Source organism: Chryseobacterium sp. G0201, from assembly GCF_003815655.1.
Taxonomy (GTDB): Bacteria; Bacteroidota; Bacteroidia; order Flavobacteriales; family Weeksellaceae; genus Chryseobacterium.
Window position 1 is genome coordinate 2,379,547 of the sequence record NZ_CP033917.1, and the last position, 17,533, is coordinate 2,397,079.

The following is a 17,533-nucleotide window of genomic DNA, read 5'->3' on the forward strand; positions in this document are numbered from 1 at the left end:
ATTATTTAGAATGAAAAAAAATAACCATAAAAGTGAAAATTATTTAATCAACAATGAACATTTAATACGATAAATAAGCGTGATAAGTAAACCCGATGAGAGACAGTCATTTAGGTAATTAAGATATCTGTAAAATATTACGGACAGAAATTCTCTACTCTAAATGTTGATTTTAATTATTTGATTTTCAGTTAGTTGAAATAAAAATAAATTTGCGAGTTAAAAAAAATCACATTTACTTTGCAACCGAAAATTGAAAGCAACAGGTTTTCAACATTTCAAAAACTTTTTAACATTTCAAAAACTTTTTAACATAACAAGAATATAATGAAACAATTACATAACATATATAATCAGTATTCAAGACTACACGGACAAGAGCCGATGGGATGTGTTGCATGTATTCTTGATAGTGAATTTGTGGATAAAAGGTGCTTATATAAATACGTCAGTTAATGAACTGATACGTCAAAATATAGAGCGCCTCCCAAAAAGAGGCGCTTTTTTTATGGTTTCTTTAGCTTATTTGGTAAAGCGTCGGTCTGTGGCACCGGAGAACAGGGTTCGATCCCCGGAGATACCCAAAATGTGAATGGTTAATAGTGAATTTTGTTTCGCAAGTGAATTAAAATTGACAAGTAAATCGAATTGACAATTGACTATTCACACTATCAAAATTCTGTAGCTCAATTGGATAGAGCGTTGGTTTTCTAAACCGAAGGTTAGAGGTTCAATCCCTCTCAGAATTACAAAAGATTCATGGATAATTTCCGATCCGACTGTCTCTCGGAAAAGAATTTTGAAATGAATCTGCAAAGCTGGAAAGATAACGGTGGTTGTTTACCCGTCTTGGACGCGGGAGGTCGCAAGTTCGAATCTTGCTTTCCAGACGAAGAAAGTGAATAGTGAATGGTGAATTTTGTTTCACAAGTGAATTTTAAAAATTGACAATCAAAACGAATTGACAATTCACAATTCAGACTAAGTTAATTGTTTCAAAAAGAGAAAAGGAAAAGTTTGTCAAGAGCAGAAGATCTTTACGCAAAAACACAAAAAATAGACAAGCTTTTTCTTAACTCAATTGAAACAGAAAGGTGGAAATTAACTAAGTATAATATAAATTTTTAGGTAAAGTAAAGTTTGTCAAAGCGCAGAAGTTCTTATATCAAATAAAAAATTAAGACAGGCTTTATTTTTTAATTAAAATTAAATAAAAAAAGAATAATCAATACGGTGAAAATTACTCATTACCCATTATTGATTACTCATAAAAACGATGGTTCGCCGAAGTGGAAGAGTCGGGGCGGCCTGCAAAACCGTTGTGAAAACTGAGTGGGTTTGAATCCCATAACCATCTCAAATAACTAAAATGAGATTAGTTCCGGAGAAAAAGTAAAAGTTTGTCGAGCGTAGAAGTTCTTATATCAAACTAAAAAAATAATGACAGGCTTTGTTTTTCTTCACAAAAAAGAAGTTAGATGTTAGAGATTAGAAGTTAGAATGAAAATCATTAATCTCTTATCAATTATCATTTATAAAAAAGGGAAGTACGCCGAAGTTGGAGAGTCGGGGCAGACTGTAAATCTGTTGCTTCATTGCTGAGTAGGTTCGAATCCTACTACTTCCACAAATACCGCTGATAATGTAATGGCAGCATGCAGGAAATGTACTCTTGTTGTTTAGGTTCGATTCCTAGTCAGATGGTCAAAGAAAGTGAAATGTGAATAGTAAATTTTGCTATGCAAGTGAAGTTAAAGATTGACTACGAAGTAAATTGACTATTGATAATTCACAAGAAAAATGCTCCATTCGTCTAACGGTTAGGACGCCTGCCTTTCGAGCAGAAAACAAGGGTTCGATTTCCTTATGGAGTACAAAATATGAGTAATAAGTAATGTGCAATGGGTAATTATGTTGAACGTTTTTAATATGACGAATTACTCATCAATTTGCGGGAATGGCGGAACTGGCAGACGCACTTGATTTAGGCTCAAGATATTGAGGGTTCGACTCCCTTTTCCCGTACAAAAACATGAATAATGAGTAATTACGGTAAATGTAAATTATTAAATATGATTTTAATATTACTAATTACCGATTACTCATTACTAATATCAAAGATCATTTATGAATTATAAAAAGTATAAAACTTAAACATGTAGAAAAAATGGAAACGCAACAACAAACATGGCAGAACATGACCGGAAAAATTTTCCAACACTCTATCACACAGCTGGTAGAAGAAGCCATCATCCGCGAACAGGCAAATGGACACCGACTGAAAGTGTGTGTGGGTTCAGACTCCCACGTTTATGGTGACGCCATTAATTATGCTACGGCAGTTGTCTTTATTCGTGAGGGAAAAGGAGCGTTTACCTTTATCAGAAAAGAAAGAGAAATACAGAATATCAGTATCAAAGAGCGAATGTTGAACGAGGTCAACAAATCCGTAGAAATCGCCTATGCAATTTGCTCTATTCTGGAAACTTATGATGTGGAAATGGAGGTACACGCAGACATTAACACCGACCCTGATTTTAAATCCAACGTTGCTTTGAAAGACGCAATGGGATATATTCTGGGAATGGGATATGTGTTTAAAGCAAAGCCTCACGCATTCGCAAGTTCAAATTGTGCTGATATGATGGTTTAATCTTAAAAAAATAAAGCAATGGAACATACAAAAAGATTATTGTTTCTGGATGACATAAGATATCCGATTGAGGTATATCATTATACCAAACAGGATGTTTTTCTCAGAAAAGACTGGCATATCGTTCGAAATTACGAGCAATTTGTCAACAGGATTTTTGAAAAAGGACTCCGGAAATGATTTCTTTTGACCACGACCTTGCTGATGAACATTATTTAGAACAAGATTCTCAGGAATTTGTTGAAAAAACAGGTTACGATTGTGCAAAATGGTTGGTAGAATATTGCATGGATAACTATTTGGACTTACCAAAATTCTACTGCCACTCAATGAATCCTGTTGGAAAAGCAAATATTGAAGGTCTTTTAGAGAATTTTAAAAACTATTAAAAAACAATTGTAAAAGAGGAATTATTGACTCTGAAATCTAGTTTCGGTATTTATTATCGAAACTTTTTATATTACGTAAATAGAATGCGTACTGGTGGCTTTATCTTTGCAGAGTTTTAGCAGCGATTCTTCTTTAGGGTATTTCTTCCCGCTTTCTCTTCCAACCAATAAAACCGAATGCAGATGAATGAAAATATGTAGAATAAAATAATAAAAATGAAAACAACAAATCAAATATTAATAGTCGACTTAGAAGCTACGTGTTGGGAAAACGACAGAATTCCCAAAGGGCAAAAAGTCGATATTATAGAAATAGGAATTTGCGAATTAGACAGAACAACAAAATCAATTTCCAAGAAACAAAGCATTTATGTCATTCCTGAAAGGTCTAAAATCAGTAAATTTTGTACTGAACTTACAGGAATTACTCCACAATTAATAAAAGAAAAAGGAATTCATTTCGAAGAAGCCTGCGAGAAAATAAGGGATGAATATGATTCAACTTTCCTTACCTGGGCAGGTTTTGGAAATTTTGATAAAGAGCAGATCATGGAACAGTGTGATTATCTCGGAATCGAAAATCCTTTTTCAGAAAATTATCTGAATGTGATGAATCAATTCAAAGGATATAATGGACTTCATAAAATGATGGGTTTAAAAAGAGCCCTGAAGTTCCTGAACATGGATTTTGAAGGTAATCATCACAGCGGAGCAGACGATGCTTATAATGCAGCCAGAATTTTGAGAGAAATTTTGGAATAATAATTTTGGTAAGGAAGATGGGAGCGGGAAGCAGGAAGTTTTTGAAGTATGTCATTCACTTCTAGCCTCGAACTTCAAACTTTCAAGTTTTTAAAACATTTAAAAAGTGAAAACAACAGACAACATATTAATTATAGACCTCGAAGCCACGTGTTGGGATGACCGCCCGCCGAGAGGTCAGGAAAGTGAAATCATAGAAATCGGAGTTTGTATCATAGATGCAAAAACCGGTAAGATTTCGCAAAATGAAGGAATTTTAGTGAAACCTCAATATTCAAAAGTAAGTCCGTTTTGTACGGAACTGACTTCCATTACTCAGAAAATGCTTGATGAAGAAGGTATTTTGCTTGAAGATGCATTAGATATTCTACGAGCAGAATACGATTCTGAAGACCTGACTTGGGCAAGTTATGGAAACTATGACTTGAATATGCTTAAAGATCAGACAAGAAGATTCAATGTCGATTATCCTCTGAGTGATGATCATATCAATGTGAAAACATTATTTGGAGAATTGCATCCGACTGTCAGGAAAAGTGTCGGAATGGCAAGAGCTTTAGGTGAACTGAATTTTAAGCTTGAAGGCACCCATCACAGAGGTGTTGACGATGCGAAAAATATTGCGAAGATTTTACATTGGTGTTTGCAACAATAGTAATGTAACAATTTAGCAATAGCTTCCTTTTTAGGGAGCTATTTTATTTTCAAATTATTTCGTCATTGCGAGGAGCGAAGCGACGAAGCAATCTCAATAAATAACAATAGATTGCTTCACTTTCAGTTCGAAATGACAAAAAAAATCACATTAAAATTTTCTACGCAAAAACATTGCGTAATAACACCCTTACTTTGCATCATCAAAACAAAACAATACTAAAATTTTGAAAAACAGATTTTAGTCAAAATATCAGGCAAGTCTTGTTGAGTGTTTCTGTATAGCACCATTGCAGGAGATTTTGTTGAGAAACATTATTTTTTTCTGTTCAACTTGACTTGAAGGTTTCAGAAGTTTGCCAAAAAACTTCTACCATGCGCTATGGGTCGAAGGTTCGAATCCTTCTATTTCCTTCGGGGAATATAACTCAGTTCGGTTAGAGTAATAGCTTTTTTGGATGCGAGGGTTCGACTCCCTCCCTCATTTCGGATGAGGTAGCTCAGTTGGTTAGAGCACTACACTGTCACTGTAGGTTGAAAATAGACTCAAAATCTATTTTTTATTAGAGTTTGAATATCTCGTTAAAAATATTCACCATGGGAAAATTTGAGTTTTTTTTCAGTTGTTGAATCAACATTTTGAAAAAGCTTGTAAGAAAAGATTTTTTCTGGAAATGAAATTCAGTTGATGAATAGTCAATAATTGGACTGAATTTTCTAAGAAGGACGATTTTCCGCGTGAGCGATGGTAACGGATATCCTTTTTTGTTAGCAAAAAAGATAGAAGTGAACGTAGCGGCCCGAGTTGTTGCTTTCAGCGATGGCAAGGGACACGCCCAAGATCTGATTCATTAGAAAATAAGTTTAAGAATACTATTCTGAAATGAATGGAATTTTGTGAAAAACTTTCCTTCCGCCATTTTTGGAAGAGAGAATCTCGAATTTTCCTTTTTTAATTAAAATTAATAACACTTAAAATAAAATATGATGTTTAAAAATGTACAAATTAAAGCATATCAGGTTGGTTTGGTTTTCAAAAACCGAAACTTAATTGAGATCTTAAAAGAAGGTAATCATTGGATTTTCGGGAATAAATCTGTGGAAATTCATGAAATGAAAAACGAATTTAAAACGACTGAAGACTTGAATCTTTTATTGAAAAATGAAGGCTTGAATTCAATGTTGGAAGTCATTGACGTAAAAGATGGTGAAATCGTTTTAGTACAGGAAAACGGTATCTTCAAAGAAGTTTTGAATGTTGGTCAATATGCCTTTTGGAAAGGTGTTTTGAACAGAGAATTTCAAAAAGTTGATTTAACGAAAGTTGAGATTACAGAGAAAATCTCCAAAACAATCCTGGAAAATATGAAGTTGAAAAATTTCACAAGAAAGTTTGTTGTGACGAATCAATATAAAGGATTATTGTTAATTGACGGAAAATTAACCAAAGTTCTGGAAGCGGGAACTTACTATTTCTGGAACAACGAAATTTCTGTTGAGGTAAAAGCCATTGATACGCGTATGCAACAAATGGAAATTGCAGGGCAGGAACTTTTAACGAAAGATAAAGCGATGCTTCGTATCAATTTCTATGTGCGTTTTCAGGTGGAAAACATTGAAAAAGCCTTGATGGAAAATAAAGAATATGATAAGCAATTATATATTTTGATGCAACTCGCTTTGCGTGAGTTCGTTGGAGCTTTGACGTTGGATGAATTGCTGGTGAAAAAAGATTCTGTAGGAAAAGAAATCCTAGAAAATCTTGGAAACAAAGCAGAAGATCTTGGTCTGAAAGCTTCTGACGCCGGAATCCGTGACGTGATCCTGACCGGAGAAATGAAAGAAATTATGAATCAGGTTTTGATCGCCGAGAAAAAAGCTCAAGCCAACAGCATCATGCGTCGTGAGGAAACGGCTTCCACAAGAAGTTTACTGAACACCGCAAAACTGATGGAAGAAAACGAAGTCTTGTGGAAACTGAAAGAAATGGAATACATGGAGAAAATCGCCGACAAAATTGGAGATATCACCGTTTCCGGAAACAGTAACATCCTTTCCCAACTGAAAGAGATCTTCGCAAAATAAAACTAATAACCATTATTATAAAGGCAGGTTTTGAGAAATCAGAATCTGCTTTTTTTTATTTGTTTTCCAACCATTTTTCGTAAGAAATAACTCCCAATTCCGGTTTTCCATCACCTTCCAAAATAGAAATAAATTCCAGTTGATTTCCATCTGGATCATTAAAATAAATCGCCAACGCAGGCATCCAAGCAAAAACCATGGGTTCATCAATTCCGTCTTTTAAGAAATTGTAAGGCTTTAAATTTTTGTTTTTCAAAAACTCAACGGAATAATTCAGAATATCTTCTTTATCAGCAGAAAAAGCAAAATGTCTTGTCTGTAAATTTTCTTTTTGTTCCCACAAGCCAAGCATGGCTTCTTTATTTTTTCCAATCCATAAAAATGCAATCGGACGAGTTTCGTCATGATGAGCAAATTCCAAACCTAAGACTTCAGTATAAAATTTTATTGAATCGTCTAAATTGCTAACCTGAACATGAGTTTCATATAATCCTTTTATCATAGCTTACATTTTAATGTACACAAAGCTAGACAAAGGATTTTCAAAAATACTGAACTACTGATTCCTTTATGTAAAATGAATGATAGATTTTATCTAAAAACAAAAAAATGTAAAAATTTTTAGTAATTAATTTGTCTACGTAAGATGATTGCGTAATTAGGTTTTTACTTTGCATAAGAAATAAGAGAGGAAGTGATAATCTTCCAAATGTTTAACAAAAAAAACAGTAACCATGAAATTTAATATTTTAAAAAAAGAAAATAGAGTAGTGACCAACTACGAAGGTGCAAAAGCATATACAATGACGCCTGCAGAAGAACTATATAGTGCTGTTGTTACAACAGGATTATCAAACACTTCATATGAAAAAGGAAATGACAGATTGACGAGAATTCAATCTTTAATTACAAACAACGATCCTGAATTCGTTGCGAAATTGGCAATCTATGCAAGAAAAGATATGTACTTGCGTTCAATTCCATTGGTTTTGACAACAGAATTGGCAAAACAAGCTTCAGGTACAGATTTGGTAAGCAGAACTGTTGACGGAGTTATTAAAAGAGCAGACGAAATCACAGAATTGTTGGCTTATTACCAATTGGCAAACGAAAGAACAGAAACAAAAAAGCTGAACAAACTTTCAAAACAAATTCAAAAAGGTTTGGTAAAATCTTTCAACAAATTTGATGAATATCAGTTCGCAAAATATAACAGAAAAGCTGAGGTTACTTTAAAAGATGCTTTGTTCTTGGTTCACCCAAAAGCAAAAGATGAAAATCAACAGGCCATTTTCAACAAAATCGTCAACGATTCGTTGGAAACTCCATATACTTGGGAAGTTGAGCTTTCAGTTTTAGGTCAGACAAAATTCGCTGATGAAGCAGAAAGAAAATCCGCTTTCAAAAACAAATGGGAAGAATTGATTTTCAGCAACAAATTGGGTTATATGGCAACGTTGAGAAACCTGCGAAATATTATAGAAGCCAACATTTCTTCAGACGCGATGTACAAAGTGTGCAATTATTTGTCGGATGAAAAAGCGGTGCGAAATTCAAAACAATTGCCATTTAGATTTTTGGCGGCGTATAGAGAATTGAAAACGATCGATTCACCATATTTGTCGTCAATTTTGGAAGCATTGGAAGATGCTGTGATGGTGAGTGCAAAAAACATTAAAGGTTTTGGTTTCGAAACTTCACTGGTAATCGCGGCAGACGTTTCGGGTTCGATGCAACAACCTGTTTCTCCGAAATCTAAGGTTTTGTTGTACGATATCGGTTTGTTGATGTCGATGATGTTGCAGTCACAATGTAAAAACGTAATTTCAGGTATGTTTGGTGACACGTGGAAAAGAGTTCCGATGCCTAAAAACGGTATTCTGAGAAACGTAGATGCTTTCTACAAGCGAGAAGGTGAGGTTGGTTACTCCACAAACGGTTATTTGGTGATCGAAGATTTGCTGAACAGAAGTGAAAAAGTGGATAAAGTAATGTTGTTCACCGATACTCAGCTTTGGGATAGCAACGGAGGTAGAAATTCCTTTGAAAACTCATGGAATCAATACAAAAGTTTCAATCCTAATGCAAAATTGTACATTTTTGATTTGGCAGGTTACGGAAAACAGCCGTTGGATGTCAGAAAAAATGATGTATATCTTATCGCAGGTTGGTCCGACAAAATTTTCGATGTACTGAATGCTTTGGAAGACCGAAAATCAGCGGTAGCAATGATAAAAAAAGTAGTGCTGTAAAAGGCACTTCTTTAATTATAAATGATGAATGATGAATGATGAATGATGAATGATGAATGATTTTCAAGCTTAAATAATTTAGGAGCTATTTCCCGCTTTCCACTATATCTTTTTCTCCAACGCTTTTTTCAAAGCCAATTCAGAAAAAGGATGTCGTTGCAATCGGGGCTAGAAAAGTGCAATGTTTTAATTAACAGTTAGTTTGTCATTCAGAGCGGAACGAAGTGGAGCGTGGAATCTTTGTGATTAAAAGAGATTGCTTCGTCATTTCATTCCTCGCAATGACAAAAAGAATAGGCGTAAAATCAACTTAAAAGTCTTGAACTTTTGGTTCTTTTGCTTCAAGGCAAAACGAACAAATTAAAAAATAAATTTCAACTGCGTAAAAAGAACGCGTACTAAAGCGATAATTTTGCTACAACAAAAAACAATAATCATGAATAATTGTAAAAAATGTTTGAAAGAAGCAGTGTATTGAGGTTAATAATCAATACTTATGAAAAAATTTAAAACATTAAAACAATCTTTTGGAATCAATGAATATGGATTAATTGATTTCCCAAAGAAAATTTCAAATGTACAAGTTTCCAGAGTTTTATATGGGGACGATATGGGATGCTCTTACTGTTTTCCACATGGCTATGAAACGATAAACTCTAAGGAGGATAAGTTTCAGAGAAATTGGAAAAAATACAGAAAAACCCAATGGAAAAATAAAAAGTAAGTGTCGTAAAATAGAATTTCTTCGTTTGGGGACAGCAATACAGGTTCGAGTCCTGTTCCCGAAAAGTCGGGATGGCGTAAATGGTATCGCTCTGTCAGTAAGTCTCTGTTTGATTTTTCACCTTACTTTATAAAAATAATCGATGCCGTAAGAAAGAGTTCCTTCGAATCCAAATTGAAAAAAAGTCTCTTTCAAATTTTTGCTCGATTTTAAATTGTTAAATATAAAAATCAAGTGTCGTCTTAGAATCATACTTCGATATTAAATCATTCGGTCGCAGGTTCGATTCCTGCCCTTTCTGTTGTAAACGAAATGTAGCTCAGTTGGTAGAGCAAATGAACTGAAAGATTCTTAATTTTTACCTTGATTTAAAAACAAAAGAGTGCCGTAGAAAAGGCTTACTTCGATTAAAATTTAGACCTCAAAATCTATACAAAAGTGCAATTTCCTGAATAATAGTAAGGACCGGGTGCATGTCTGTCTTTTCGCCTTTTGCCTCTTTTTTAATTTAAAAATAAAAAACAAGTGCCGTAGAATAGCATTACTTCGCTCATTACGACGGGGTCACGGGTTCGAGTCCCGTCTCTTCCACAAATCAAAACACAAAATCTTTATAGGAAGAGTAGCTCAGTTGGTTAGAGCACGACTACGCTTTTTGATTGTTGCCTTGTTTTCTTTAAAAATAAAAGTGTTGTAGAAAAAAGTTACTTCGTTACCATTTGAAGGGGAGGAATAATGAAGCTGGTAATTCCGGCAAGGTTATCCGGTTCGATTCCGGCACGACTATGCCCCGATCTTTTCTTAAGAATTACCTTTTAATACAAAAGCCCGTTAATAGTTATTTTATCGGGCTTTTTTGAAAATATATTAAAAAATGAATGTTTTTTTAATGCAATTAGTACACGCGAAAAAAAAGAGCAATATGTTATATTGCCCTTTTTCATCTAATGTTTTTTCATCTTGTGTTTGGTAAAATAAAATCAGAGTTTTCTAATAATTGTTACGACTAATCTTTTTTTGAATTATATCATAGAATATGGGGGCATTATCTATTGATATAAATTTTTCATCATTTGTGTTTTTTAAATAAATCTTACTCTTAATATCTGATTAATTTTACTGATACAAATAGAAGCAAATTTTCTTCGATATCAAAAAAATAGATATACCATTTATATACTATTTTCGTTTAAGTCATTTATAATCAAGGTAATAAATTGTCTGTGAGTAATTGAATATTCTTTACTTTGATTAGTATTAAGTATTTTATAAACTCTATTGAACAGTAAATAAAATATATGTTTTTGATACATATTGAAAAAAAACATCTTTTTGTTTCTGCTAATTTTTTCAGAAAAATTTACATTGATGGAAATTATGATAATTTAATTTTAGGATATCTTGATGGTCATAAAAAAGGCTCTAAATAAATATTTAGAACCTATTGTCAAAACCTTATTATGATATACTAGTTTTTCATTTTCTAATAGCATAAGGGCAATATGAAATGAGAATATTACCCTTTCTCAGCTATTGATTTTTCATCATTGTGTGTTTGATTTACCGTTTTTTGTTTGGAAATTTTTTATACGGTAAGTTTTTTCATTTGTGTTAACTTTTATCGATTGGATCTGACCATTTTTATTTATAAGTTTTTTTCATCATTTGTGTCTGGAAGTTTTTATGATTAGATCTCCGATCGATTTTACTGGTGCAAATAGAAGCAAAAATCATGAAAACATAAAAAAAATAGTATACCATTGGTATACTATTTTCACTTAACTGTCTGTAGATTAGATGTATATTTTTATTGTTCTTTCTCTGAGGTTAAATTTCTTAACCATATTCCCATATCTTCTTCACTTTGAATACCGAATTTTTTCCTTAAACTCTGTTTTCTGTTCCGTATTGTGTTTACGGATTTGAATGTATATTCCGCAATATCTTTAATAGAGAAGCCTAAAAAAGTGTAAGCGCAAAGTATAAGTTCTGATGTTCGTAAAGTTGGGCTGTTTTCCAACAGCTTTTTTTGAAATTCAGGATAGACTTCCTGAAAACGAAAATAGAAAGAAGGATCATTTTTTTTTGCCAATTCTACCACATCATTATAAGCATCATTTATTTTTAACTGAAGCTCTTGGGTTTCAGAATTTTTCTGATAAATTATTTCTTCTTTATTTTGTAAGGTGTTGGCAGCTTCTTTTATAATAGTTTCTTTATGCTTTATTTTTTTTCTTAATATCCTGTAAATAAAAAAGAATATGATAAGAAGTACCAAAATACCAATAGAGATCAGGATATATTTTTGAAATTCCGAAGATTTATATTCTTCTTCTTTGTCTTTTAAAATAATATTAAGGGCAGATTCTACATTTTTATTCCTTTCTGTTAATAATTTTTTTTGAAGATCTGAATAAATTGCCTGATATTTATTTTGTTTGTCTTTTTCTCCTAATTTCCCATAAAGAGCTGAAATTTTGTTATAAAGATCATTGTTTACGAAATGATAAGGAGTGATAGATTGCTCTTTTATATTTTGGATGGCTTTCTCATAATAACTTTTAGCTTCATGATATTTTTTTTGACTGGAGTAGTAATCACCTAATGCCGTATAGTTGAAGAAAAGTACAGGATCATGATGTTTTTGAGTTATCTGAATACTTTTTTGATAATAATAAATTGCAGAATCCGGCATTTTCTCCAGAAACTCTGTGCCTTTATATCGGTAAAAATCGGATAATTCTAAATGTGAATCTTTTTCGGGTAGTTTTTTTAACTCCTTATAGCATAATTCAGAATAATATTTAGCAGAATCGGGTTTTGTTGAACCAATATTCAGATAAGTTCTTTGGAGCAAAATAATTGCGTCTTTACTACTTTGGTTTTTCAAAAGCTTTACAATACCAGGTAATTCTGTATTAAACTGTGAAGTTAATCCTAAACTATAGTAATTAAAAGCTTTTACTTCTTTGAGTTGAGCCTGTAAGAGCTTACTCTTTTTTGTGTAAGGCTGCTGAGATGCTTTATTTATATATGAGAAACTTTCTTTTTGCAGTTCCAGAAACGATAAGGCGCGTGCAATATTATAGTAGCATTCTGCTATTTTTTTGGAATCTTTTATTTCTTCTGCTAAAATAGAGGCCTTCTTGGCATATTTTAACTGATCCAGATTGTTAAATTCTCTCCTGCTTTGTTCTGCTTTTTGTAATAACTGGTCTATTTCTTTGTCCTGATTTTGGCAGAACAGAAAATTTGAAACGAGAATAGCAAAAAATGCTATACTATTTTTTATAAAAGTATTTTTCTTAATCATACTAACTTTCGCCCCTTAAAGTTGTATAATGATTCTTGGGATTACTGCAAAAATAAAATAATTAAAATAAATAGAGTAAATAATATTTATTTTATTTAAAAAGTGGTTAAGGTTTTTTAATCAGGATGTTTTGTAGATTTTGAGAATAAAAAATTAATAGCAGAAGGATAATTATTTGGATGAGAAATATTATCCTTTATCTGCTATTAATTTTCATCATTGTGTGTTTTTGGGTTGCATCAGAAAAAATTGGGGCATTTTACCGATACTTTTTCATCATTGTGTTTTTTTAACTTACCTTCTTGGCTTGGGATTCAATCCGGTAAGTTTTCTTTCATTTTTACTTTTTAGTAGATCTTTAGATTGATATGATTAAAATTTTAAAATTATTTTTTTCATCATTTGTGTTTTAGTTTTTTAACCGTACTCACTATTGATTTACTGATGCAAATAGAAACAAAATTCATGAAAAAGCAAAAAAAGCAGTATACCATTCATATACTATTTTTAGTTAAATGATTGATTTTTAATCTTTTAATTTTAGTTTGTTTTTTTTAAGAATTAAATTTCTTAACCAAATTCCCATATCTTCTTCAGTTTGTATTCTGTTTTTTTTTCTTAAGTTTTGTATTCTTTTCCGAATTGTATTCACATACTTGAATTATATTCCGCAACATTCTTAATTTTAAATCCTAAAAATTTGTAAGCACAAAGTATAAGTTCAGGAGTTCGTAAAGTTGGATTGTTTTCCAATATTTTTTTGCAATAATAAAACAGAAACTATATTTTATTTTTTCAGTAATGTATCTCACAGATCTATATAATGCTCACTATAAGCATTGTAGTATTTATATTCAGGCAAATTTTTTAATTTTTTAATAAAGAATACATTTTAAATAAATGCAGAATCTATTGTAAAATAATGATTGTCAATATTTTTGTAAGTTTTGTACATTATTTTAATGGAAGAAGAATTCCTGCGATGAATCTCTTTGCGTATAAGGGGAGGGTTTCTTTTTGTAGCGCTAGGCAAGATAGAGGTCTTTGAGATGTCATTAAATTTGAAAATAGAAGAAAAGAATGAATATCCTGTTTCCTACGAAAGATTTTCTTTTGATTATGTCACTTTTCTCTTAAAATGGATGTAATGTAAAGTAGAAAAAAAGAAAATTAATAGCAAAAGGGTGAATACTTGGACGAGAAGTATTACCCTTTCTCAGCTATTAATTTTCATCATTGTGTGTGTTTTTGTTTGTATCAAGAAAAATTGGGGCATTTTAATGATACGTTTTTCATCTTTTGTGTTTTTACTTTTTAGTAGATCTTTAGATTGATATGATTAAAATTTTAAAATTATTTTTTTCATCATTTGTGTTTTAGTTTCTTTAACCGTATTCGCTATTGATTTACTGATACAAAGAGAAACAAAATTCATGAAAAAGCAAAAAAAGTAATATACCATTTGTATACTACTTTTGTTTAAGTTTTTGATAATTAAATAGTTAAATTTATTTACGGATTTTGGTCGATTAAATTTCTTAACCATATTCCCATATCTTCTTCTGTTTGTAAATTGAATTTTTTCCTCAAATTTTGTTTTCGATTACGAACTGTGTTCACAGATTTAAATGTATAGTCGGCAACATCTTTAATAGTAAAGCCTAAAAATGTATATGCACAAAGTATGAGCTCCGTTGTTCTCAAGCCCGGACTTATTTCCAATAATTTTTTCTGAAACTCGGGATATACTTCCTGAAAACGTAAATAAAATGCAGGATCATTATTTTTTGCTAGTTCTATTATTTCTTGGTAGGAATCATTTACTTTTTGCTGAAGTTGCTTTGTCTCATTCTTTTTCTGAGTAATAATATCCTCTTTATTTTGTAAGGTATTTGTTACTTCTGAGATGATATTTTCTTTCAGCTTTATATCTTTATTGAGGAATTTGTAAAGGAAAAAAAAGAAAATAAATAATAAAATAACGAGAATAGCGATGTATACATAATTTTTTTGTTGAACTTTATCATATTCATCAGCTTTATCTTTCAAAATAATATTGATGGCATAATTTACATTACTATTCTGCTTGGCAAGTATTTCGTTTTGTATTTTTAAATTAAGACTTTTATAATTTTCCTGTTTGTCTTTTTGTCCCAATATGCCGTAAATGTCTGATATTTGCATGTAACATTCGGTTAAATAGCTTTTTCTTGCAGAATATTTTTTTATATTTTGAGCGGCCTTTAAATAAAAATCCAATGCTTTTAGATATTGTTTCTGATAATAAAAGTAATTTCCAAAATAAGCGTATTCGATATAAAGTACAGGATCTTTATATTTTTGTTTTAATTGGTAACTTTTTTGTAAATAATATAGTGCTGAATCTGACTTTTTACTCGCTAAAAATGCATTTCCGACAAATGAATAATGTTCACAGATTGCAGAAAAATATTTTTCCTCGGGTAATTGCCTCAGTTGCTTTTCTTGTAGTTTGAAATAAATGAACGTAGAGTCTAGATCTCTATTTTTTTTATAACTTAAATTATAAAGAGCAAGGTTTGCATAAGCTCTGGATTTAATTTCAAGAGAAGTATAATCATTATTGTTTTTCAATAGATTAATAGCTTTTTGTTCTTCTTGAGCATATTGGGATGCCAAATTTAAAAATTGATAATTACTTCCTTTCAACTCTGCGAGCATGGCTTGTAGGATAACATCTTTTTTTGTGTATTTTTCAGCAGATGCTTTTTGTATATAGGTAAGACTTTCTTTTTGCAGTTCTAAATTAAGAAGAGAGCGGGCCATGAAAAAATAACTTTTTGCCATTCTTTCAGAATCTTTTGTTCTTTTTGCTAAAGTATTTGCTTTTTTGGCATATTCTAATTCTTTTAAATCTTCATATTTTTTATTACTAGTGTCTGCTTTTTTTAGTAATTCATCTATTTCTTTGAAGTTGTCGATTTGACAAAACACAGAGTTTGATGTAATTATCAAGAGTGAAAAGATATATTTTTTAAGGAAATGAATCATCGATGTATTTTTTACTTTGGGTTTTTAGAAATGTACAATTATTAAGACTAAAATCCTGTATTTGAGCAAAAATACAATAATCTGATGATAATTAAATTTGAAATCGTTAGTTATGCTTGAGTAATAATAACTGAAATTCTATTTATATTGAATTTTTTACTATTAAGATGGTTATAATTAAATTCATAATAAATAAAATAAAAAAACGGATGAAATTTAATTCATCCGTATTTTTATTTTAAAGCTTCAAACTCTTCTTCAAAAGTTATTTTCCACTTAGCCAATGTGGTTCTGCTTATTTTGTATTTTCTAGACATATAACTTGTAGAAAAACCGTGCTTTTTTTGATATTGCAAAAGTTTCAGCATAGTTTTCTTATCATAAGTTTTTAATTTTTGATTATTTTTTTGAGTCTCTTTGGATTGTTCAAACAATTTTTCATTAAAATTCAATACATCTTCACTCGTATTAAGTTTTTGTATAAGCTCTTTTATTTTGGGGTCTTTTAGCTTTTCAGGATGCTCAAGTCTTAGCATATCCTGATATATTTTTGTGTAATTTGGGCGCATCAGGCTTTTTTTATTCGTTATTATCGTCGCTTTTCTGTAACCATCTATGAAGAGTACTTTTCGGAATCGAGTATTCTCTAATTACTTCACTTTGAGTCATTTCTCCGGAAAGTATTCTTTTAATAATAAATTCTTTAATTTCCTGAGTATAAATGTTTTTTCTGAAATAAGGTATTTTTTCAGATTTAGTAGCACTTTTATTTACTGCCGATGGAGGAGCGTATAAGATAAGATGTGAACTGTAGAGTCTGAAAAAATCATACTCCAATAATTTGGAACATCTCAAAAGAAGATCCGTATCTAAAGATTTGCTTGTATAGATCGTTTCAACAAAATCTTCATCCTTGTTCAAGAAATTACAGATTCTCTCCATTGCAACCTCTTTTTCTTCCACCCTTTCTTTGATGAACTTTCCTATATGTATTTCTTTATATAACATTTATTTAAATAAATATTTCTTAATTAAACATGTGTATTGGAAGAATGAATAAGTATGTATTATTTAATATAGAAATGATGGTTTTTGCGCTATTTCTATATTAAGATTTATAAAATGAAGAAAATTTTGAATATGATTTATGTATGAATATATAAAACCGACGATGGTTTTATTAACTACAATAAATTCATTATAATTAATATATGGTTTGCTAAAATCATTATGTATTAATGTAATGACTTCGTTGTTTTCAGGTAGTTTTTATGTTAAAGAATTCTGTGTATTTTAAAATTTCTACAATAATTCTTTTTAATTCTCACTCCATTTGCTTAATAAAAACCGTATATACTTATTTCAAACTTCTTTTTTATAAGTAAGAATAATATATTACTTATTAAAGCTCTCTCATACAATTTTATTTATATGGTTCTAAACTTTTGATTTTCATTGACTTATTTAGCTTTTATCAAAAAAATATTTTGGATAACTCCTATAATAGCTCTTAGAAATTAATCAATTAGTTTGCATTCAAATATATAAAAATAAAGAATCAAACCAAAAAAATGAATTAATAAATATTGTTAAAAATTTAATTTCAATTAAAAACAAACATTGCAAACGTACTTATTGGTTAAATAACGCTAATTTTTCTGCTTTATTATT

General features: G+C 30.9%; 13 protein-coding genes and 7 tRNA genes. 15 read left to right on the forward strand and 5 right to left on the reverse strand.

Annotated elements, in window-relative coordinates; genetic code table 11:
* The first annotated feature begins 516 nt into the window (after nt 1-516).
* From EG348_RS10730 to EG348_RS10770, 13 genes are all read left to right on the forward strand, one after another.
* A tRNA-His gene (locus EG348_RS10730) sits at nt 517-584 on the forward strand.
* Nucleotides 585-675: 91 nt separating this feature from the next.
* Nucleotides 676-749, forward strand: a tRNA-Arg gene (locus EG348_RS10735).
* Between the two features lie 69 nt (nt 750-818).
* Nucleotides 819-890: transfer RNA gene (locus EG348_RS21695), tRNA-Pro, on the forward strand.
* 385 nt (nt 891-1,275) lie between these two features.
* A tRNA-Cys gene (locus tag EG348_RS21700) sits at nt 1,276-1,357 on the forward strand.
* Nucleotides 1,358-1,543: 186 nt separating this feature from the next.
* Nucleotides 1,544-1,627 (forward strand) — tRNA-Tyr (locus tag EG348_RS21705).
* Between the two features lie 175 nt (nt 1,628-1,802).
* Nucleotides 1,803-1,874, forward strand: a tRNA-Glu gene (locus tag EG348_RS10740).
* A 77-nt stretch (nt 1,875-1,951) separates the two neighbouring features.
* Nucleotides 1,952-2,025, forward strand: a tRNA-Leu gene (locus tag EG348_RS10745).
* 142 nt (nt 2,026-2,167) lie between these two features.
* The gene (locus tag EG348_RS10750) at nt 2,168-2,653 is read left to right on the forward strand and encodes a ribonuclease H-like YkuK family protein (RefSeq protein ID WP_123983120.1); all 486 of its coding nucleotides are present in this window, start codon (nt 2,168-2,170) and stop codon (nt 2,651-2,653) included.
* Nucleotides 2,654-2,671: 18 nt separating this feature from the next.
* Entirely contained in the window at nt 2,672-2,833 is a 162-nt protein-coding gene (locus EG348_RS22020; protein ID WP_317127007.1) for a hypothetical protein, read from the forward strand.
* Nucleotides 2,830-3,042, forward strand: a complete 213-nt coding sequence (locus EG348_RS22025; protein WP_317127008.1) for a cyclic-phosphate processing receiver domain-containing protein — start codon at nt 2,830-2,832, stop codon at nt 3,040-3,042. Before EG348_RS22020 ends, EG348_RS22025 begins: the two co-directional genes overlap by 4 nt.
* A gap of 216 nt (nt 3,043-3,258) precedes the next feature.
* Nucleotides 3,259-3,804, forward strand: a complete 546-nt coding sequence (locus EG348_RS10760) for a 3'-5' exonuclease (RefSeq protein ID WP_123983121.1) — start codon at nt 3,259-3,261, stop codon at nt 3,802-3,804.
* Nucleotides 3,805-3,910: 106 nt separating this feature from the next.
* Complete coding sequence (locus EG348_RS10765) at nt 3,911-4,459, forward strand: 3'-5' exonuclease (protein WP_123983122.1); 549 nt, start codon at nt 3,911-3,913, stop codon at nt 4,457-4,459.
* Nucleotides 4,460-5,442: 983 nt separating this feature from the next.
* Nucleotides 5,443-6,543 (forward strand): slipin family protein, encoded by a 1,101-nt coding sequence (locus tag EG348_RS10770; RefSeq protein WP_228414865.1) that lies wholly within the window; start codon nt 5,443-5,445, stop codon nt 6,541-6,543.
* 55 nt (nt 6,544-6,598) lie between these two features.
* Here the strand turns inward: EG348_RS10770 and EG348_RS10775 are convergent, their stop codons facing one another.
* On the reverse strand, nt 6,599-7,045 hold the full coding sequence (locus EG348_RS10775) for a VOC family protein (protein WP_123983123.1): 447 nt from the start codon (nt 7,043-7,045) through the stop codon (nt 6,599-6,601).
* Between the two features lie 232 nt (nt 7,046-7,277).
* Here EG348_RS10775 and EG348_RS10780 point away from each other — a divergent pair, with 232 nt between their 5' ends.
* On the forward strand, nt 7,278-8,795 hold the full coding sequence (locus EG348_RS10780; RefSeq protein WP_123983124.1) for a TROVE domain-containing protein: 1,518 nt from the start codon (nt 7,278-7,280) through the stop codon (nt 8,793-8,795).
* 496 nt (nt 8,796-9,291) lie between these two features.
* Nucleotides 9,292-9,519 carry a phosphate ABC transporter substrate-binding protein gene (locus EG348_RS10785; protein ID WP_123983125.1) on the forward strand — a complete coding sequence of 76 codons (228 nt, stop codon included), beginning with the start codon at nt 9,292-9,294 and terminating at the stop codon, nt 9,517-9,519.
* Between the two features lie 1,807 nt (nt 9,520-11,326).
* Here EG348_RS10785 and EG348_RS10790 read toward each other — a convergent pair.
* The 4 genes from EG348_RS10790 to EG348_RS10805 all read right to left on the reverse strand — a co-directional run bounded on the left by EG348_RS10790 (nt 11,327) and on the right by EG348_RS10805 (nt 16,870).
* Nucleotides 11,327-12,832, reverse strand: a complete 1,506-nt coding sequence (locus EG348_RS10790; RefSeq protein ID WP_123983126.1) for a transcriptional regulator — start codon at nt 12,830-12,832, stop codon at nt 11,327-11,329.
* A 1,512-nt stretch (nt 12,833-14,344) separates the two neighbouring features.
* Nucleotides 14,345-15,805 (reverse strand): helix-turn-helix transcriptional regulator, encoded by a 1,461-nt coding sequence (locus EG348_RS10795; protein WP_164463282.1) that lies wholly within the window; start codon nt 15,803-15,805, stop codon nt 14,345-14,347.
* A gap of 290 nt (nt 15,806-16,095) precedes the next feature.
* Nucleotides 16,096-16,431 (reverse strand): helix-turn-helix domain-containing protein, encoded by a 336-nt coding sequence (locus tag EG348_RS10800; protein WP_123983128.1) that lies wholly within the window; start codon nt 16,429-16,431, stop codon nt 16,096-16,098.
* Nucleotides 16,432-16,441: 10 nt separating this feature from the next.
* Nucleotides 16,442-16,870 (reverse strand): helix-turn-helix domain-containing protein, encoded by a 429-nt coding sequence (locus EG348_RS10805; protein WP_123983129.1) that lies wholly within the window; start codon nt 16,868-16,870, stop codon nt 16,442-16,444.
* Nucleotides 16,871-17,533 lie beyond the last annotated feature (663 nt).